Here is an 18,732-nt window from a genome sequence, read left to right on the forward strand (position 1 = left end):
CCGTATTGACGGGAACCGTGCGCGGGGATACTCCCCTCCACTCCTCCTTCAACGCGAGCCCCACCAGGGCGGTTCCCTCGCGTCCGAACTTTTTCGGCGCATTTCCGAACCGGACCGCGAGGGGACGGCGTCTAAGTCACGTCACCCGCCCTCCGGGTCAGCGGCGGGGGCCCATCAGCTCCCGGTACAGCTCGGCGAGCTGGTCGACGGCGTCGCTCTCGTCCGGCAGCATGGCCGACCGCTGCGCGGCCGCCGACCCCAGCCGCGCGGCGAGCGCGGGGTCGTCCAGGACGCGGCTCACCGCGCGTTCCAGCGCTCCGGCGTCGCCCGGGGGAACCAGCAGCGCCGCCTCGCTCTCGGGGCCGTGCAGCAGCGGACCGCCGCCGTCCCCGGCGCCGGCGGAGCCGCCGTCCGGCGTCCGCCCGCCCGCGCCGACCATGCCGGGGATCCCGCCGACGCGGGTGGCGACGAGCGGCAGCCCCGCCCGCAGGATCTCCTGGACGCTCAGCGGCTGCCCCTCCCACACGCTGGGCACGACCGCCACGTCGGACGCGGCCAGCAGCCCGGGGACGTCGGAGCGCCGCCCGAGCAGCCGGACCGGCAGTTCCTCGGCGTCGATCCGGGCGCGCAGCTCGTCCTCCAGCGGGCCGTCCCCGACGATCGCGACGAGCGGCGGCGGGGTGCGCCCGGCCCAGTCCCGCGCGGCGTCCAACAGCGTCGGCAGGCCCTTCTGGTCGGCGAGCCGGCCCACCGTGATGACCACCGGCCGCTCCCCCACGCCCAGCTCGGCGCGCAGGTCGGCGCGGACCGCCGGGCCCGGCGGGGCCTGCGGCGCGGGCGCCGGGACGATCGCGTGCCCGACCGACCGGGCGCCCAGGGAGCGCATCCGCTCCTCCAGGTCGGGTGAGACGCCGAGGACGCTGGACGCGCCGCGCGCCACGACGCGTTCCAGCGTCCCGTAGACCGCGGCCGTCCGCCCTCCGGCGATGACGGCGTTGTGCAGGGTGACGACCAGCGGCGCCGGGCCCCGCCCGAACCGCAGCGGCCCCGGCGCGACCCGCGCGCACGCGGCCACGGCGAGGGCGCCGGCGCGCAGCCCGTGGGCGTGCACGACGCCGGCGTCGCGCAGCAGCGTGCGGAGCCGCGCGACGGCCTTGGCGTCGTTCACCGGGCGGGGCCGGTCGGCGAGGTCGACCTCGGCGAACCGGACGCCGTCGCCGGCGAACCCGAACAGCTCCTCGGTCGGCGCCGGCCCGCACACCACGACGCGGGCGCCGCGGCCGGCCAGGCCGGCGGCCACGGAGCGGACGTGCCGCCCGACGCCGCCGGCGCTGGTGCCGAGGACCAGCGCGACGCGCAGCCCGTCCAGATCCTTCTTGTCAGTCATCGGAGGTGACCTTCCGGCTGAGGACGGCCCGCAGATCCCGGCCGTCGATCACGAATGCGATGAGGAGGAACACCGCGCCGGCGGCCAGCGCCGCCAGCGCCCCGGTGCCGGCGCTGCGCAGCTCGCCGCCCGTCCCGAGCAGCGCGGCCGTCGCGTATCCGGCGGCGCCGCCCGCGGCGCCGCCGGCCAGCCCGGCGGCCAGGGCCCGCGGTATCCCGGCCATGGACGCGGCGCCCCTGGCGCGGACGAGCATGACCAGCAGCAGCACACCGGCCACGGTCATCCCGGTCGCGTTGCCGGCGCCGAGCGCCGCGACCACCCACTCCCGGTCGACCGTCAGCACGAGCGCGACGTCGGCGGCCATCACGACCAGCCAGCCCGCCACGACCGCCGCGGCGCCCATCCGCCCCTTGTGGCACGCGAACAGGACGCGTGAGAGGTGCGCGACGAGCCCGTACCCGACCAGGCCGGGGGCGAAGGCGAGCACCGCGCGCGACAGCACCTCCTGCTGGCCGGGAAGCCCGGGGTTGAACACCGCCGCGATCGGCATGGCGACCGCGGCCAGCACGGCGGCGCCCGCGCACGACACCAGGACGACCGCGCGGGTGGTGGACGCGGTGACCCGGTCGAACCGTTCGTGCTCCCCCGCGCTCATCCGCGCCGACAGCGCCGGGAACGCGCTGGTGGCGATCGGCACGGCCAGGATCGCCCACGGCAGCAGGTAGATCGCCCACGCGTACTGGTAGTTGGCGAGCGCGCCGCCCGTGCCCTCGTAGCTGAGCCGCACGACCAGCAGCGCCGACAGCTGCTGCGCGACGACCGTGGCGAGCCCGGCCGCCGCGAGCCGCCGCACGCGCCGCGCCACCCCGTCCGGAAAGCGCAGCGTCGGGCGCATCCGCAGCCGCAGCCGCCACGCCGCGACCCCGGCGGTCGCCGCCATCGCGACGCCGCCGAGCGCGGTCCCCACCGACAGCGTCAGCTCCGCGTCCAGGGGCAGGTGGGCCAGGTCGTTCTCATGGCCGCGGCCGAGCGGCGCGTACGCGACGTAGGCGCCGATCAGCACGAGGCTCGACATCAGCGGCGCCAGAGCGGGCGCCACGAACCTGCGGTGCGACTGCAGCACCCCGTACAGGACGACCGCCACCCCGTACATCACCATCTGCACCGACATGATCATGAGCATCGAGGAGCCGACGTCCACGATGTCGTCGCGCGCGCAGCCCGCCAGGTCGCCGCCCACCAGCAGTTCCATGATCGGGCGGGCGCCGAGCGCCATCAGCGCCGACAGCGGCACCATCAGCACGACGATCCAGGTCAGCAGCGCCGACCCGATCCGGCGGACCTCCTCCCGGTCGCCGCGCTCGGCGGCGCCGGCCAGCACCGGCACGACCATCGCCGTCAGCGCGCCGCCCGCGACGATCTCGTAGACGATGAAGGGGAACTGCGTGGAGGTGAAGTACGCCTGGCTGAGGCACGACGTGGTGACGGTCTGCGAGAACGCGTAGGTGCGCCCGAATCCGGCCAGCCGCGCCAGGACCGTGATGACGGCGATGACGACGGCTGCGCCGGCGAGGCCGCCGGTCAGGCGGCGGAGAGTTGACGGTGCCACGCTCGTGGAGTCTGCGGGGGGAGGTCCGGTGCGCCTAGGCGGGCCCGGCGTTGACGCCGTTGCCCGCGGGTCCGGGCGGCGGTGGGACGGACGGGCGGAACGCGTCCTCCATGTCCGGCTTGTCCGCCCCTTGGGGGGACGCGGGCGCGGATACCCGCGCGGCGGCGGGCCGGCGGCCGAGCATGTCGATCCGGTTCAGCGCCGGGTTGCCCGCGATGACCTTGGTGAAGCTGACGAACTCGCTGGCGGCGTTCAGCCCGGCGAGCCCCGCCAGCACGGCCAGCCGCGGCCCGCGGCCGAGCCGGGTGGCGGCCAGGCCGAGCAGCGCGCCGAGCGCGTTGGAGCCGGTGTCGCCGAGCATCGCGCGCTCGGCGAGGTCCTCGGGCAGCAGCGCGGCGGCGGCGCCGAGCGGGGCGGCCACGACGGCGGACGACGGCCCCGCCAGCGCCAGCGGCGTGCCGGTGAGCAGGCCGACCTTGACGGCGCGCCCCGGACGCAGGTCGAACAGGTTCATCAGGTTCGCGGACCCGGCGATGATCGCGCCGTTGACGAGGGCGTCGAACGCGCGTCCCGTCCTGGACGGGGCGGGCGACCCGGCGACGGCGGCGGCGGCCAGGCCGGTCGCGCCGATGCCGAGGATCTTCACCGCGCCGCTGGTGACCTCCCCGCGGGCCAGCGCGGTCAGATGGCCCTTGAACCCGCGGGACGAGGCCGAGCCCGCCAGATCGTCGTAGCCGCCGAGCAGCCCGGACCCGGCGCCCGCCAGCAGCGCGGCGGCGCGCATCCGGCCCTGTACGCCCGGCGCCAGCAGCCCGCCCGCGGCGGCGCCCGCGACGACCGCGGGCCCCTCCAGCAGCGTGACCGGCTCGCCGCGATGGTTGGTGCGGCCCCACACCTCCTCGCCCGGCAGGCCGTTCACCCCGGGGGGATTGCGCGTCAGCGCGGCGTAGGCGGCGCGCGCGGCCGCGGCGCCCAGCCCCGCGCCGGCCGCCGCCCTGAGCCATGCCGCCGAGCCGGAGGCGATGCGTCGCTTCATCAGGTCACCCGTTCTTCCCCGCCGTCGGCGCGGGCGAGGGCAGGTAGCCGCCCGCACCGGCGCCCGTCCCGTACTGCCCGGTCTTGCCGCTCATCTCGTTCTGCAGCGCCAGGATCGTCACGACCTGCCCGGAGGGTGTGTCCACCACGTCGACGGTGGAGACCGACTCCTCGGCATCGGAGTCACGAAGCGCCGCGATCAGCCCGCCCTCCTGCGCGGAGGTCGAGGGGCCACCGACGACCGTACCGCGCCCGGCGGCGTCGAGTGCGGAGGCCAGCGAGATCAGGGCGTCGTTGTCGCCGCCGCCGCCCTCGTGCGCGTACGGGGTGGCGGGCGAGACCAGCACGGCGAGCGTCGCGTGCTGACCGGGCTTGCCGCTGGAGGTGATGTATCCGGCCTCCTTGAAGCCGTTCAGGACCGCGCCGCCGGCGGCGTCCTCACGGCCGGACTTGGCGGCGTCCTTGGTGACCAGCGCGCCCGCCAGCACCGCGCCGGCCTTGGCGTAGGCGCTCGCGTTGTCGGGGAACTCGACGTCGTCGGCCTTCAGCTGCGTGGCCAGCTCGTCGACGGTGGTCTGCTGGTCGTCGTCCAGGAGCTTCTTCTGGATCGTGACGCGGCCGGTGACGGCGGCGCCCGCGTTCTTGGCCAGCTCGCTGAGCTGCTCGATGCTGTCCTCGCCCGCGCCGGGCGTCTCGACCATCACCACGGACTGGCCCTTGAGCCGGTTCTGGACGATCTGCGGTGACAGCACGTTCGCGAACTGCTCCTGCCCGTTCACCCGGTGCTGGAGCTGCCGCTGCTGGTCGCGGGCCTGCTGGGCGGTCTTGGCCGCCTGGTTGGCCTGCTGCCGCAGGGTGTCGCTCACCGAGTTCGACAGCGTCGTGGAGCCCAGCACGATGCCGAGCGCCAGCGCCAGGAAGATCGCGACGATGGAGACGAGGTGGTAACGGAAATCGATCACGTGAAGAGTCCGGTCAGCCAGAAGACGAAGGCGTGCCAGCGGTCGGCCAGCAGGGGACTGATGACGTCCCCCGCCGGGGACATGGCGACGGCGGTGACGATGGCGATGAACGCGCCGAGGACGAGGAACAGCAGCGACCAGGTCGAGATCCGGCTGCGGTAGAGCCTGCTGACGCCCTTGGCGTCCACGAGCTTGCTGCCGACCCGCAGCCGGGTGAGGAACGTGCTGGCCATGCCGGCGCGGCCCTTGTCGAGGAACTCCACCATGTTGGCGTGCGTGCCGACGGCGACGATGAGGGTCGCGCCCTTGTCGTCGGCGAGCAGCATCGCGATGTCCTCGCTGGTGGCGGTGGCGGGGAACGTCACCGCCTCCTGGCCGAGCTCGTGCACCCTCTTCAGGCCGGGCGCCCGGCCGTCCCGGTAGGCGTGCACGACGATCTCCGCGCCGCAGGTCAGCGCGTCGTCGGACACCGAGTCCATGTCCCCGACGATCATGTCGGGGCGGTAGCCGGCCTCCAGCAGCGCGTCGGCGCCGCCGTCCACCCCGATCAGCACGGGACGGTACTCGCGGATGTAGGGCCGCAGCGTCGCGATGTCCTCGCGGTAGTGGTAGCCGCGGACCACGATCAGCGCGTGCCGCCCGGCGAGCTTCGTGGTGACGTCGGGGACGCCGACCCCGTCGATGAGCAGGTCGCGCTCGCGCTTGACGTACTCCATCGTGTTGGCGACGAACGCCTCCAGCTGGCTCGCGAGGCCCGCCTTCGCCTCGGTCAGCGCCGTCTCCACCGAATCGGCCGTCTGCTCGGTGCCCTTGGCGACGACGTCCTCGCCGCGGTGCACGGCCGGACCCTCGACGCGGACCTGCTCGCCCTCCTGCAGCTTGGCGAAGATCTCCGGACCGATGTCGTCCACCAGCGGGATGCCGGCGTCCAGCAGGATCTGCGGGCCGAGGTTCGGGTACCGGCCCGAGATGCTCGGGGCGACGTTGACCACGGCGCCGACCTCGCACGCCACCAGCGCCTCCGCGCTGACCCGGTCGAGGTCGACATGGTCGATCACCGCGACCTCGCCCGGCTGGAGGCGCTTGGTCAGGTCCTTGGTGCGGCGGTCGAGCCGGACCGTGGCGCTGACCCCCGGCCGGCCGTCCTCGCGGCCCCGGCCGCGGCCGAGCGCGAGCGCGCGCAGCGGCAGCTTCTGCGCCAGCCGGATGCGCCGCTCGGTGGTCGGTGACGAATCGTTCATCAACTGCCATCCTGCCAGAGCGGCGGTGCGGACGCCGGAAACGACGAGTGTCCAGGCGTGTCCGTTCGTGCACAGTCTGTAGTTTTTGCGGGGCGGGTCTCGGCTACCGCTCCTCCGCGGCCATGGCGAGGAGCTCCTCGGCGTGGGCGCGGCCGAGCTCGGAATCCTCCAGACCGGCGAGCATCCGCGACAGCTCCCGCACCCGTCCCTCCTGGTCCAGCGCGGTGACGCCGCTGCTGGTTACGGTGCCGTCGTCGGACTTCTCCACCACCAGGTGCTGGTCGGCGAAAGCGGCGACCTGCGGCAGGTGTGTGACGACGATCACCTGGGCGTTGCGGGCCAGCCGCGCCAGCCGGCGCCCGATCTCCACCGCGGCCTTGCCGCCGACGCCCGCGTCGACCTCGTCGAACACGAACGTCGGCACCGGGTCGGCACCGGCGAACACGACCTCGATCGCCAGCATCACCCGGGACAGCTCACCGCCCGAGGCGCCCTTGTGCAGCGGCAGCGGCTTGGCGCCGGGATGCGGCGCGAGCCGCACCTCGACCTCGTCGAGGCCGTGCGGGCCGTAGTCGCCGGTCGCGGTGACCGACACCACGACGCGGGCGTGCGGCATCGCCAGCGCGGTCAGCTCCTCGGTGACCGCGCCGGAGAACCGCTCGGCGGCGCGGGTGCGGACCTCGGTCAGCTCCCCCGCCTCGGCGGCGAGCCGCTCGGTCAGCTCGGCGTGCTCGGCCCGCAGCCCCTCGATGCGGTCGTCGTCGCCCTCCAGCTCGGTGAGCCGCGCCGCGGACCGCCGCGCCCACTCCAGGACCTCGGTGACCGTCCCCTCCGCGCCGCCGTACTTGCGGGTCAGCCCGGTCAGGTCGGCCCGACGTTCCTGGACGGCCGCGAGCCGCGCCGGGTCGGCGTCCACGGACTCGGCGTAGGACGCCAGGTCGGTCCCGACGTCGGAGACCAGGTAGCCGGCCTCGGCGAGCCGGTCGGCGAGGGCCGCGAGCTCCGGATCGTGCTCGCGGACGGCGTCCAGCGCGTTGCGGGCCTGGCCGAGCAGGCTCGTCACGTTCGCGGCCTCGAACGCGGCGGCCGCGTCGCCGAGCAGCGCCTCGTGCGCGGTGTCGGCGGCGCCGCGCAGCGCGTCGGCGTGCCCGAGCCGCTCCTCCTCGGCGGCGAGGTCGACGTCCTCGCCGTCCTTGGGGTCGACCTTCTCGATCTCCTCCAGGCCGAAGCGGAGCGCGTCCGCCTCCTGGGACCGCTCGCGCGCCCGCGTGGTCAGCTCGTCCAGCAGCGCGGTGACCTGACGGTGCCGCTGGTACGCCTTGGTGTAGGCGCGCATCGGCTTGGTCAGCGCGCCGCCCGCGTACCGGTCGAGCGCGCCGCGCTGCCGCGACGACTGCAGCAGCCGCTGCTGGTCGGACTGCCCGTGCACGGCGACCAGCTCGTCCGCGAGGTTGATCAGCACGTTCACGGGGACGGAGCGCCCGCCGAGGAACGCCCGGGAGCGGCCCTCCGCGGACACCGACCTGGTGACGATCAGCGCGCCGTCGTCCAGTTCGCCGCCGGACTCCTCGACGCGCTCCACCACGCGGCCGCCCGGATCGACGACGATCCGTCCCTCCACGGTGGCGCGGTCGGCGCCCGGCCGGACCCGCTGCGGGTCCGCGCGCCCGCCGAACAGCAGCCCGAGGCTGGTGACCACCATCGTCTTGCCCGCCCCGGTCTCGCCGGTGACGACGTTGAAGCCCTGGGACAGATCGAGCACGGCCTCGTCGATCACTCCGAGGCCCTGTATTCGCACCTCATCGACCATCGGGCGCACCAGCGTCACAACCCTCCGCAAAAAGATCCCGGATCAGCGCCTGTGGAGATTATCCCCTCTCCTCGCCGGACGCTCCCCCGTCCGGCGACGCGGGCCCCCCGCCGGACGGGACGCCCGGACCGGGACGACCGACGATGCCGCCCGCCGCCGGGGCGTCCCCGACCTGCGAATCCGCCAGCGGCGGGGACGGGTGCGCGGGCTGGCGGACGCGGCCCCGCCAGCCCGTCACGGGAAGCCCGAACTTCGTGACCAGCCGGTCGGTGAACGGGGTGGAATGCAACCGCGCGAGCCGTACCGGCTCGGCCCCGCGCCGGACCTCCACCCGCGCGCCGGGCGGCAGGTCCAGGGTGCGGCGCCCGTCGCACCACAGGACGGCGCGGGGGGTGCCCGGCAGCACCTCCACCGCGACCGAGGAGCGCGGCGACACCACCAGCGGGCGCGCGAACAGCGAGTGCGCGCTGATCGGCACGACCAGCATCGCCTCGACCTCCGGCCACACCACCGGGCCGCCGGCCGAGAACGCGTACGCCGTCGACCCGGTCGGTGTGGCGCACACCACGCCGTCGCAGCCCCAGTTCGACAGCGGCCGGCCGTCGATCTCGGCGACGACCTCCAGCATCCGCTCCCGCTCGCCCTTCTCGATGCTCGCCTCGTTCAGCGCCCACGTCGTGCCCATCACCGTGCCGTTGCGGCGGGCGGTGACGTCGATCGTCATGCGCTCCTCGACGTCGTACTGCCGGGCCACGACGCGGTCGGCGGTGGCGGCGAGGTCGTCCCGCTCCGCCTCGGCGAGGAACCCGACATGGCCGAGGTTGACGCCGAGCAGCGGCGTACCGGACGTGCGGGTCAGGTCGGCGGCGCGCAGCAGCGTCCCGTCGCCGCCGAGGACCATGACGACCTCCGCGGCGTCGGCCGCCGCCGCGGAGCTGGGCATGACGTCCACGCCCCCGCTGCCGATCTGCGCGGCCTCGGAGTCCAGGACCCGCACGCAGATCCCGGCCTCGCTGAGCTGCTCGATGACCAGCTGGGCGCTGCGGACCGCCTCGGGCCGCCCGGTGTGCACCACGACCAGCACCGACCTCTTGCTCATGCTCTCGCCCCACTCCCCGACGCGCTACGGCGTACAGACGTCTGGACGAACGTCCCCGTCGGGGACGTTCCCGGATCGGACGCCTTCTGTACGGTCCCGCAGAGCGTCGCCGATCATTGCGGTCCCTCCGCGATGGCCACGGCCAGGTCCGCCTCGTCGAGCGGCGGGGCACCGGCGCGCAGCCACAGGAAGTACTCCACGTTCCCCGACGGGCCCGGCAGCGGGCTCGCCGTCACCCCGAGGACGCCGAGGCCCAGCGTCGCCGCATGGGCCGCCACGCCGCGGACCGCGTCCGCGCGCAGCCCCGGGTCGCGCACCACGCCTCCCGCGCCGACCCGGTTCTTGCCGACCTCGAACTGGGGCTTCACCATCATCGCGTAGTCGGCGCCGGGCGCCGCGCACGCGTGCACAGGGCCGAGGACGAGCCTCAGCGAGATGAACGACAGGTCGCCGACGACCAGGTCCGGCGGCGGGCCGCCGAGCATCCCCGGTTCCAGCTCGCGGATGTTCACCCGTTCCATGACGGTGACCCGTTCGTCCGTCCGCAGCGACCATGCGATCTGGCCGTACCCGACGTCCACCGCGTACACGCGCCCCGCGCCCGCGCGCAGGAGGACGTCGGTGAAACCGCCGGTCGAGGCGCCCGCGTCCAGGCACACGCGGCCCTTCACCTCCAGGCCGCCGAACGCGTCCAGGGCGCCGGCGAGCTTGTGGCCGCCGCGCGAGACGTACTCGGGGCCGCCGCCGTCCTCGGCGACCAGGATCGCGGCGCCGGTCTCGACCTGCGTCGCGGCCTTCGCCGCCGGCTGCCCGCCGACCCGTACCCGCCCGTCGCCGATGAGCTGCCCGGCGTGTTCGCGCGACCGTGCCAGGCCGCGCCGGACCAGCTCCGCGTCCAGCCGCCGCCTGCTCATCGCCTCGTCTCCGCTCGGCGGTCGCTCACGGGCGGGGGCGGAGCGCGTCGGGGAACACGGGCCGGGGCTGCGCGGGTCGCCCACCTTGCTCGGGTTGCTCGGGTTGCCCTGGCGGCTCGTCCTGGTCGGTGGAGTCGGCCGACGCGAGCAGCTCCTGGAGCCGCTGGTGGACGTCCTCGTAGATCTCCACGTGCTCGGGGACGGGCCGCGCGCCCAGCTCACCCAGGCGGGCCACGGCGGCGTCCACGCGCTGGTCGCCGGTCGGGTCGGGCGGCGTCACCGCGGGGAACTCCGGCTCGTCCGGGGCCGGGTCCAGCTTCGCGGCGGGGAGTTCCACCGGGAACTCCACCGGCTCCGCCGGGGACTCCGCCGGGGACTCCGGCACCTGCGCGGGCTCGTCGGACATCACGTTTACCTCCCAGTCGGCCCTGAGCACCCGCGACGAGTCGCTTCCTGCTCATCCAGAACGCTACCGTCCCTGAACGACATCGTTGTCGCAGGAACGGGGAACGGCCTGAGCATGGCGAACGAGGAGGACTGCCGGGCGGCGCTCGGCCGTGTCGCGGCGCGCCTGAAGGAGGTGGACGCCGACCGGTTCGCCGAGCACGTGGTCGAGCGGACGATCAGCTGCCGCATCCCGGATCTCGGGCTGGCCTACCGCACGCGCCTCCACCAGGGCGGTCTCGACCCGTTCGAGCCCGACGGCGATCACGCGGCGGCGCAGGTACGGCTCACCATGGACAGCGACGATCTCATCGCGCTGGCCGACGACGAGCTGAGCCCGGCCAAGGCGTGGGCGGCGGGCCGCCTCAGGATCGAGGCGAGCATCTTCGACCTGCTCCGCCTGCGCAAGCTCCTCTGACTCCTCCGGGTCAGAGCGCGAGGCTCTTCAGGGCGCCTGTGAGGGACTCGGCGGCCGCCGGTGTGTCGCTCTCCCAGGCGGCGGACGCGAGGGCCCGCAGGCCGTCGTAGGGGTCGCCGGAGCCGGTGACCGTGAAGGCGTCACCGTCGCGGCGGGCCGTCCAGCCGCGGCAACGGTGGCCGCCGTCCTCGCGGAGGATCTCCGGGTGCGCGGCGAGGAGGCCGGTCAGGTCGCCGGCCAGGTAGGTGGGGCGCCGGTTCGGCGGGGCCGTGAGGGCCTGCATGGGGCCGGTGACGCCGGTGAAGACGAGGAGGCTGTCGGCGCCCCCGTTGTGGGCGCCCTCGATGTCGGTGTCCAGGCGGTCGCCGACCACGAGCGGGCGCCTCGCGCCGGTGCGCAGGACCGACTCCTGGTGCAGCGGCCGTTCCGGCTTGCCGGTGACGATCGGCTCGACGCCGGTGGCGGAGCTGATCACGCGGAGCAGGGAGCCGTTCCCGGGGTGCGGAGGGCCGTCGCCGCCGGGGATCGTGAGGTCGCCGTTCGACCCGACGAACAGCGCGCCCATGCTGACGGCCTGCGCGCCCTCGGACAGCAGCCCGTAGCCGATCTCGGGGAAGTAGCCCTGCGCGACGGCGGCGGGACGCCCGGCCGCGGTCGACACCGGGCGCAGCCCGTGCGCGTACATGGCGTGGCGCAGGCCCATCCCGCCCACGACGAGGACCTCCGAACCCGCGGGCAGCCGCTCGGCGAGCAGGCGGGCGGCGGCCTGGGCCGAGGTGACCACGTCCTCCGCGTCCGCGGGGACGCCCACGTCCGTGAGCAGCGCCGCGACGGCCGACGGCGTCCGCGAGGCGTTGTTGGTCACGAACGCCAGCCGCTGCCCCGCCGCGCGGGCCTTGGCGAGCGACTCCGCGGCCGCGGGGACGGGTCTGCGGCCGATGTAGACGACGCCGTCGAGATCGAGCAGGGCGACGTCGTAGGCCTCGCTCAGGGGGCGGTCGCTGCCCTTCATCGTGTTCCTCATGACCGTGATCGTAGGGGAGTTGTTACCGACGGGTAAGCGGTGGTTCCGCCCGCGTCACCGGCGGAACGCGAGCGTGGCCCTGGCATGGCGCAGCGCCTTCGCGTAGTCCTCGTTCTCCGGGCGCATCGCCGCGGCCAGCGCCAGGTGCCGGGCCGCCCCCTCGAAGTCGCCCAGGCGGCTGAGGGACAGCCCGAGACCGAACCGCGCGTAGTCCTCGGCGGGCTCCTCCTCGACGATCGACTCGAAGCTCTCGGCCGCCGCGCCGAACTGCCGCGTCCCGAACTGGGCGCGGGCGAGCGCCTCGCGGATGCTGTGCGACCACGGCTCGGCTTCGGCGGCCCTGGCCAGCAACTGCAGCGCGGCGCCGGCACTGCCCGCCCTGAGCAGCTCCAGGCCGCGCGTGTACCACTCGTAGACCCCGCCCTCCGGCGAGGCTCCATGCTCCCCCGGGTCGTCCCCCGGGGAATCCTCCGGCCTCCCAGGTCCTTGTCGACTCATGTGGACCTCCCTCGGAAATCGACCGTACCCGCCGCGCCGCGGCTCGCCCGATGGTGATTAGCATGCCCAGAGTGGACGACGACCTCCCCTCCGGCCTCCCGCCGGAAGAGTTCAGCGCCCGGATCTTCGGGACGGCGGAGCCGCGGACCGGCCGCGGCCTGGAACTGGCGCCGTTCCGCGGCGTCCGCTTCGTCCCCGGGGTCGCGGGCGACCTGGCGTCGGTGACCATGCCCCCGTACGACCTGATCGACGACGCGGCGGCCATGCGGCTGCTGGCGGGCGGCGGGCACAACATCGTCCGGCTCAACCTGCCGCGCGCCGCCGGGGAGAGCTACGGCACGGCGGGCGAGCGGCTGCGCCGCTGGCTGGACGAGGGCGCCCTCGCGACCGACCCCGACCCGGCCCTGTACGTCTACGAGGCGGCCCGGGACGGCACGGTCCTGCAACGCGGCCTGATCGGCGCCGTGGGGCTGCGCGCGGAGTCCGAGGGGGTCGTGCTGCCGCACGAGAACGTCTTCCCCGGACCGGTCCGCGACCGGCTCGCGCTGATGACGGCCGCCGACGCCAACCTGGAACCGATCTTCCTGCTGTACGGGGGCGGCGGCGACGCGGCCCGGGTCGTCGACGGCGCGGCCGCCGAAGAGCCCCTGACGGAATTCCGCGCCGACGACGGGCTCACACACCGGCTGTGGCGCATCACCGACCCGTCCGCGCATGCGCGCGTGGCCGCCGACCTTCACGACAAGCGGGCCCTCATCGCCGACGGCCACCACCGCTACGCCACCTATCGCGCCCTTCAGGCGCGTCGCCACGCCGCCGGCGACGGCTCCGGGCCCTGGGACTCCGGTCTGGCGCTGCTGGTCGATTCCACGCGGTATCCGCCGCACCTGGGCGCGATCCACCGGGTTCTGCCGGACCTCCGTCCAAGCGACGCGATCGAACAGGCACGCAAGGTCTTCCGTGTCACCGACTTCCTGGACGAGGCTGACGCGCTCGAAGCGCTCGCCGACGCACCTCGGCCCGCGTTCCTCCTGGGTGGAGACGACGTCCTGCACCTCCTCACGAACCCCGATCCAGACGCGCTGAGCCGCTCCATGCCGTCGGAGCACTCGGCACGCTGGCAACGGCTCGACACCGCCGTCCTCGACCACCTCCTCATCGGGGACGTGTGGGACGTCCCCGAGACCGAGGACGCGATCGAGGTGGTGCACGACGACCCGTCCGCCGCCATAGCGCGGGCCCGGCGCACCGGCGGTACCGCCGTCATCCTGAACCCCCTCGACGTCGACGACGTCCTGGCCGTCGCGGGAGAGGGCGAGCGCGTCCCTCGCAAATCCACGTCCTTCGGACCGAAACCACGCACGGGCCTCGTCCTGCGCCTCCTCGGCCCCGAAGCCGGCCCGGTGGCCCGCGAAGCCCGCCGGGAACGATGATCGGAGTATGGACATCACGAACACGATCACGCCGCTCGGCGGGGACGTCTACGAGATCGACACGCGGATGGCCGGATACTCCGGAATCACCGCCGGCTACCTGATCATGTCCGACCGGCCATGCCTGGTGGAGCCGGGCACGTCCGGCTCGGCGCCCGTCGTGCAGGCGGCACTGCGGCAGATGGGCGTCGGCCCGGCCGACCTGGCGAGCGTGGTCGTGACCCACATCCACCTGGACCATGCCGGCGGTGTCGGCGACATCGCGCGGATGTACCCGCGCGCCGAGGTCGTCGTCCACGAGAAGGGCGCCCGTCACCTGGCGGACCCGTCCCGCCTCATGCGCAGCGCCCGCATGGTGTACGGGGACGCCCTCGACACGCTCTTCGGCGAGCTGAAGCCGACGGACGCGGCGCGCATCCGGTCCGTCGAGGACACCGGCGTCGTCGACCTCGGCGGCGGGCGGCGGCTGGAGTCGCACTACTCCCCCGGCCACGCCAAACACCACGTCGGGCTGATGGACTCCCAGACCGGCGACCTCTACGTCGGCGACGCCGCCGGGATCTACATCCCCGAGACCGCGGACGTGAAGCCCGCGACGCCACCGCCGGACTTCGACCTCGACACCGCCCTGGCGTCGATCGGCAAGTTCCGGTCGCTGGGACCGCAACGGCTGCTGTTCGCGCACTACGGCCCCGTGACCGAGGTCGGCGACACGCTCGAACGGTCGGCGGAGGAGCTGCGGATCTGGGTGGACGCCGTCCGCGACGCCAACGACCAGGGCCTCGACCTCGACCACGCCGTCGCGATGGTCGTCGACCGCACCAAGGACCGCTACGCCATCACCGCCGACGACGCCGACCCCGATCTCGCCGCCAAGTACGAGGTGCTGAACAGCGCGGAAAGCAACGTCGCCGGCATCATGCACGCCCTGAACAAGAACACCTGACGGCCTCCCGCGGGCCGGTTCAGCGGCGGAAGGGGCCGGTCACCTCGAACGTGTGGCCGTCCGTCCCGGCGATGAATCCGCTCTTGCCGCGCTGGGACGAGAAGTAGAGGCGTGAGCCGTCCGGGGTGAAGGCCGGGCCGGTGATCTCCGAATCGTCGTGGCCGAGGAGGCGCAGGAACGGCGTGACGATCCCGTCCGGGGTGATGAGGTTGATCTCCATGTTGTCGCCGTCCTCCGCGACGTAGAGGTCCCCGGACGACGTGGCGGTCAGATTGTCGACGCCGTGCAGGGGCGCCTCTCCCTCGGTGACGAGGTCGTCGTCGTAGACGATGTCCAGACGCTCGGCCGCCGCGTCGTACGCCCAAACACGGCCGTCGCCCTTGGTGGTGAAGTAGCAGATGCCACGCGTGTAGTGGCAGCCTTCGCCGCCGTCGAAGTGCATCGCCTCCGCCACCTGCTCACGGGTCGCGGTAAGCCAGAACTCCGGATTGGGCACCTTCGCCCACTGGACGGGACCCGTCCCGGAGCCGACCAGCACTTCGAGCGTCCCGGACGACAGGTCGCCCCAAGTCCGCGGCCGGAACCGGTAGAAACAGCCGTCGGACTGGTCTTCGGTGAGGTAGATGACCTTCCGCTCAGGGTCGGACGCCGCGGCCTCGTGCTTGAACCTGCCCATCGCCGGACGTGCCGCGGCCGAGTCCTCACCGCGCGGGTCCGTCTCCCACACGAGGCCCAGGTCGTGCTCCTCGCACGACAGCCACGTGTTCCATGGCGTCGCCCCACCGGCACAGTTCAACGTGGTGCCGTTCAGGGTCCGGTAGGCGGACGTCACCCTGCCGGACGCGTCGAACCGCAGGGCGGACACACCGCCCACGATCGGGACCTCCGAGTTGCTGGCGTAGATCCAGCCGTCCCCGTCGGGGAAGCACGCACCGCCGTCGGGCGCCGGGTGCCAGGTGTACCTCGTCCCTTCGACGCGCCTGAGCGAACGCGCCACGATCCGGCTGGTGAATCCCTCCGGCAACTGCAGGCCGTTGCCGTCCGCGGCCTGCAGCGGGCCGTACGGGCTCGGGCCGGGCTGCGCGGGACCCGCGGCGAAGGCCTGCTGCCACAGGGCGCCTGAGAAGGCCGCGGTGCCGCCGGCGACGGCGGTGGCACGCAGGAACATACGACGGTTCAGGGGCATGACACTCCTAGGAGTCGATCATCGCCGGACATGTCCGGCGCCCCCGAACGGCGCGATCCCGTGAATATCGAGCGAAACCTACCCGCCAGTCAAGTAGGCCGCGTCATTCGGCCTGAGGCGGCCGCTCCCCGTCGACGGGCTTCGGCTCCAGAAACACCGCGGGAACCTCCGGCGCCTCGTCCTCTGCCGCCTCCGCGACCTCGGACCCGGCATCCATGAACACGATGTCCGTCGCCGACCCCGCCTCCGAGCCGGCCTCACCCGGCTCGGCACTCTCCTGCTCCGTGACGGCACTGCCCCCGGAGGCCGTCTCCTCAGGCTGGACGGCCTCTCCCTCCGGGAGAGTTTCCTCCCCGGCGACGGCCCTGTCACCCAGGCCGCCCTCGTCGCCCTCGGCGCCTTCCCCGTCCGAGACGGCACGAGTGTCCGAGGCGGACTCCTGACTCTGGACGGGTCCCGTTTCGGGGAGAGCGTCCTTCGCAGGGACGGCCTCGTCACTCTGGGCGGCTCCCTGCCCTGAGGCGGCTTCGTCGCTCTGGGCGGCTTCCTGCCCTGGAGCGGCTTCGTCGCTCTGGGCGGCTTCCTGCCCTGGAGCGGCTTCCTGCCCTGGAGCGGCTTCGTCGCCCGGGACCTCGCCCTTCCGAACGGCTTCGCCTGTCCGGACGGCTACGTCTCCCGGGGCGGTCTCGTGATCCGGGGCCGTCAGGGCCTCGGGGAGGGCGGCGCTTTCGAGGTCTTCCGCCTCGGGCGCATGCTCGTTGAGCTCGTCCTCTTCGGTATCGACGATGTGCAGGCCCTCGAGTTCGGCGTACCGTTCGGCGGCGTCGGTCTCGCCGTCCCGGTCCGCCGCCGCGGCGCGCGCGAACCAATCGGACGCCTCGTCCTCCCGGCCCGCCTCCACCAGTGCGTCGGCGTAGGCGTAGAACAGCCGCATGGACCACGGCCGGAGCCGCCTGTCGCGAAGCTCGGGGATCTGCAGCGTCACCACGGCCGCGTCCTGCTGCCCCAGGTCGCGGCGCACGCCCGACTCGACGATGCGGAGCTCGACGCGTCCCATCGGGGCGAGCTGCGCGGCCTCAGCCGACTTGATCAGGTCCAGGGCGCGTTCCGGGCGGCCGAGGCCGCGCTCGCAGTCGGCCATCACCGGCAGGTACGAGACGTCGCCGGCACTGAGCCGCCGCGCGGCCCGCAGCTCGGCGAGCGCCTCGGCCCATTCGCCCGCGTGGTAGGCGGCGATCCCGGCCGCCTCACGGACGACACCCACCCGCGACGCGAGCCGCCGCGCGGTGCGCGCATGCTTGTAGGCCCGCTCGGGCTCCTCCTCGCCGAGCCGCCCGGCCATCACGAGATGGCGGGCGACCTTCGCGGCCAGTTCCTTCGGCAGCGTCCGCAGCTCGGCGCGGGCATCCGCGTCCAGTTCCTCGCCGGTGACGTCTTCGGGCAGGATCGGGTCGTCGTGCACCGGGGCGGGACGCTCGCGCTCCTCCGGCCGGGCCCGCCGGTCAGGGCGGTCGCGACGCGGTCCGGAGGGCCGTCCGCCGGCGTCCTGTGGGCGCTTGGGCCCGCCGCGCCCCTTGAAGGGCCTTTCGCGGTCTCCCGGACGTCCTTCGCGCTTGCCCTCGAAACGGCGGCCGCCGGGACGGCGCTCGTCCCGCCCGCCACGGGCGTCGCGCTCCGACGGCCGGCGATCGCGCTGACCTCCGTCAGACCGCCGTTCTCCCTGACCGCTACCGGCCGGGCGCCCGCCTGGCCGTCCTTCACGACGCGGTCCGCCGCCCTGGGCGGGACGAGGGCCACGAGGTCCCGGACTGCGCCCTTCGCGGCGCTCCCCGCCCTGACCGCCGCGGGGCCCGCCGGATCCGCCTTCCCGCCGCTCACCACGTGGACCGCTGAAGCGACCTTCCCGACGGTCGTCCGAGCGTCCCTCGCGGGATTCGGTGCGCCGATCGTCCGAGCGTTTGAAGGGACGCCCGGGTTTCCGGTCATCGCGCTTACCGGGCGCATCCCGATCCTTGTCCTTCCAGCCGCCGCCTCCAGGACGACCGCTTCCGCCTCCAGGACGGCCACCGCCGCCTCCGGGACGACCGCTTCCGCCTTGCGGGCCGCTCCGCTTACGGTCCCCGGGGCCACCCGGACCGCCACGAGCGCCGCCGCCACGACGGGCAGGCGTGTTCCGCCCCCCGTTACCGTCCCGCCGCCCGCGGTTGTCGTCGCTACGGCCGTCCTCTTCCGCGCTCATCACGTCCGTCACTGTTCTTGAAGGTGGTTCCGTGGACACTCGCAGCCTACTTTGCAGCACCACGACATGCGTCGAGGGCCGCCCCGCAAATCGGGGCGACCCTCGACCAATTCAAGTCCGGCGGTGTCCTACTCTCCCACACAGTCTCCCGTGCAGTACCATCGGCGCTGAAGGGCTTAACTTCCGGGTTCGGGATGGGACCGGGTGTTTCCCCCTCGCCAAAACCACCGAACGACCAACCCCCAGACACCCACCAACCAGCGGCGGGTGCGGGAAGACTCGTCCGAGCAGCCAAAGCTCGGCAATTCTATAGGTGCGGGTGCCCAGTTGTTTTCTGGGAACCACACAGGGACGCGAACACTCATGCAGCGATTTGGATTGAACGTTGTGTGTGTTCAAGCCACTCGGCCTATTAGTACCGGTCGACTCCACACGTTACCGCGCTTCCATCCCCGGCCTATCAACCCAATCGTCTCTTGGGGGCCTT

The 18,732-nt window shown here is 73.8% G+C and carries 15 protein-coding genes, 2 rRNA genes and 1 pseudogene; 3 read left to right on the forward strand and 15 right to left on the reverse strand.

The features are described from left to right. Window positions 1-157: 157 nt before the first annotated feature. From E1285_RS15445 to E1285_RS15485, 9 genes and pseudogenes are all read right to left on the reverse strand, one after another. Window positions 158-1,387: a glycosyltransferase family 4 protein gene (locus E1285_RS15445; protein ID WP_207946606.1), complete on the reverse strand. Its 1,230-nt coding sequence runs from the start codon at window positions 1,385-1,387 to the stop codon at window positions 158-160. Next, the gene (locus E1285_RS15450; protein WP_132152522.1) at window positions 1,380-2,996 is read right to left on the reverse strand and encodes a lipid II flippase MurJ; all 1,617 of its coding nucleotides are present in this window, start codon (window positions 2,994-2,996) and stop codon (window positions 1,380-1,382) included. The genes E1285_RS15445 and E1285_RS15450 overlap by 8 nt, the downstream gene beginning before the upstream one ends. Before the next feature lie 34 nt (window positions 2,997-3,030). Beyond that, the gene (locus E1285_RS15455) at window positions 3,031-4,032 is read right to left on the reverse strand and encodes a hypothetical protein (protein WP_132152524.1); all 1,002 of its coding nucleotides are present in this window, start codon (window positions 4,030-4,032) and stop codon (window positions 3,031-3,033) included. 4 nt (window positions 4,033-4,036) lie between these two features. Beyond that, window positions 4,037-4,993, reverse strand: a complete 957-nt coding sequence (locus E1285_RS15460; protein ID WP_132152526.1) for a copper transporter — start codon at window positions 4,991-4,993, stop codon at window positions 4,037-4,039. Continuing rightward, the gene (steA, locus tag E1285_RS15465) at window positions 4,990-6,234 is read right to left on the reverse strand and encodes a putative cytokinetic ring protein SteA (protein WP_132152528.1); all 1,245 of its coding nucleotides are present in this window, start codon (window positions 6,232-6,234) and stop codon (window positions 4,990-4,992) included. Before steA ends, E1285_RS15460 begins: the two co-directional genes overlap by 4 nt. A 103-nt stretch (window positions 6,235-6,337) precedes the next feature. Next, window positions 6,338-8,044, reverse strand: a complete 1,707-nt coding sequence (gene recN / locus E1285_RS15470; RefSeq protein WP_132152550.1) for a DNA repair protein RecN — start codon at window positions 8,042-8,044, stop codon at window positions 6,338-6,340. A 217-nt stretch (window positions 8,045-8,261) separates the two neighbouring features. Next, window positions 8,262-9,143 (reverse strand): annotated as a pseudogene (locus tag E1285_RS15475) (NAD kinase); the annotation flags it as partial. Window positions 9,144-9,256: 113 nt separating this feature from the next. Further along, window positions 9,257-10,057: a TlyA family RNA methyltransferase gene (locus E1285_RS15480; protein WP_132152532.1), complete on the reverse strand. Its 801-nt coding sequence runs from the start codon at window positions 10,055-10,057 to the stop codon at window positions 9,257-9,259. A gap of 25 nt (window positions 10,058-10,082) precedes the next feature. Next, window positions 10,083-10,463, reverse strand: coding sequence for a hypothetical protein (locus E1285_RS15485; RefSeq protein ID WP_132152534.1), 381 nt, complete (start codon window positions 10,461-10,463; stop codon window positions 10,083-10,085). Between the two features lie 114 nt (window positions 10,464-10,577). On the opposite strand from E1285_RS15485, the gene E1285_RS15490 reads away from it, so the two are divergent. After that, window positions 10,578-10,919 carry an SCP2 sterol-binding domain-containing protein gene (locus E1285_RS15490; RefSeq protein ID WP_132152536.1) on the forward strand — a complete coding sequence of 114 codons (342 nt, stop codon included), beginning with the start codon at window positions 10,578-10,580 and terminating at the stop codon, window positions 10,917-10,919. Window positions 10,920-10,929: 10 nt separating this feature from the next. On the opposite strand, the gene E1285_RS15495 is transcribed toward E1285_RS15490, so the two are convergent. Both E1285_RS15495 and E1285_RS15500 read right to left on the reverse strand, forming a co-directional pair. Continuing rightward, on the reverse strand, window positions 10,930-11,931 hold the full coding sequence (locus E1285_RS15495; RefSeq protein ID WP_132152552.1) for an HAD-IIA family hydrolase: 1,002 nt from the start codon (window positions 11,929-11,931) through the stop codon (window positions 10,930-10,932). Between the two features lie 66 nt (window positions 11,932-11,997). Next, window positions 11,998-12,441 (reverse strand): tetratricopeptide repeat protein, encoded by a 444-nt coding sequence (locus E1285_RS15500; RefSeq protein ID WP_132152538.1) that lies wholly within the window; start codon window positions 12,439-12,441, stop codon window positions 11,998-12,000. A 62-nt stretch (window positions 12,442-12,503) separates the two neighbouring features. Between E1285_RS15500 and E1285_RS15505 the strand changes: the two genes are divergently transcribed. Continuing rightward, entirely contained in the window at window positions 12,504-13,874 is a 1,371-nt protein-coding gene (locus tag E1285_RS15505) for a DUF1015 domain-containing protein (RefSeq protein WP_132152540.1), read from the forward strand. Window positions 13,875-13,881: 7 nt separating this feature from the next. Then, window positions 13,882-14,820 (forward strand): MBL fold metallo-hydrolase, encoded by a 939-nt coding sequence (locus E1285_RS15510; RefSeq protein WP_132152542.1) that lies wholly within the window; start codon window positions 13,882-13,884, stop codon window positions 14,818-14,820. 19 nt (window positions 14,821-14,839) lie between these two features. Here E1285_RS15510 and E1285_RS15515 read toward each other — a convergent pair whose 3' ends face one another. The 4 genes from E1285_RS15515 to E1285_RS15530 form a co-directional block, all read right to left on the reverse strand. After that, window positions 14,840-16,006, reverse strand: a complete 1,167-nt coding sequence (locus tag E1285_RS15515; RefSeq protein ID WP_132152544.1) for an alkaline phosphatase PhoX — start codon at window positions 16,004-16,006, stop codon at window positions 14,840-14,842. Window positions 16,007-16,109: 103 nt separating this feature from the next. Beyond that, entirely contained in the window at window positions 16,110-17,468 is a 1,359-nt protein-coding gene (locus E1285_RS47350) for a hypothetical protein (RefSeq protein WP_243722799.1), read from the reverse strand. Between the two features lie 892 nt (window positions 17,469-18,360). After that, window positions 18,361-18,477, reverse strand: a 5S ribosomal RNA gene (gene rrf, locus E1285_RS15525). A 159-nt stretch (window positions 18,478-18,636) separates the two neighbouring features. Next, window positions 18,637-18,732 (reverse strand): 23S ribosomal RNA (locus tag E1285_RS15530); the annotation flags it as partial.

This window comes from Actinomadura sp. 7K507, from assembly GCF_004348425.1.
Lineage (GTDB): Bacteria > Actinomycetota > Actinomycetes > Streptosporangiales > Streptosporangiaceae > Spirillospora.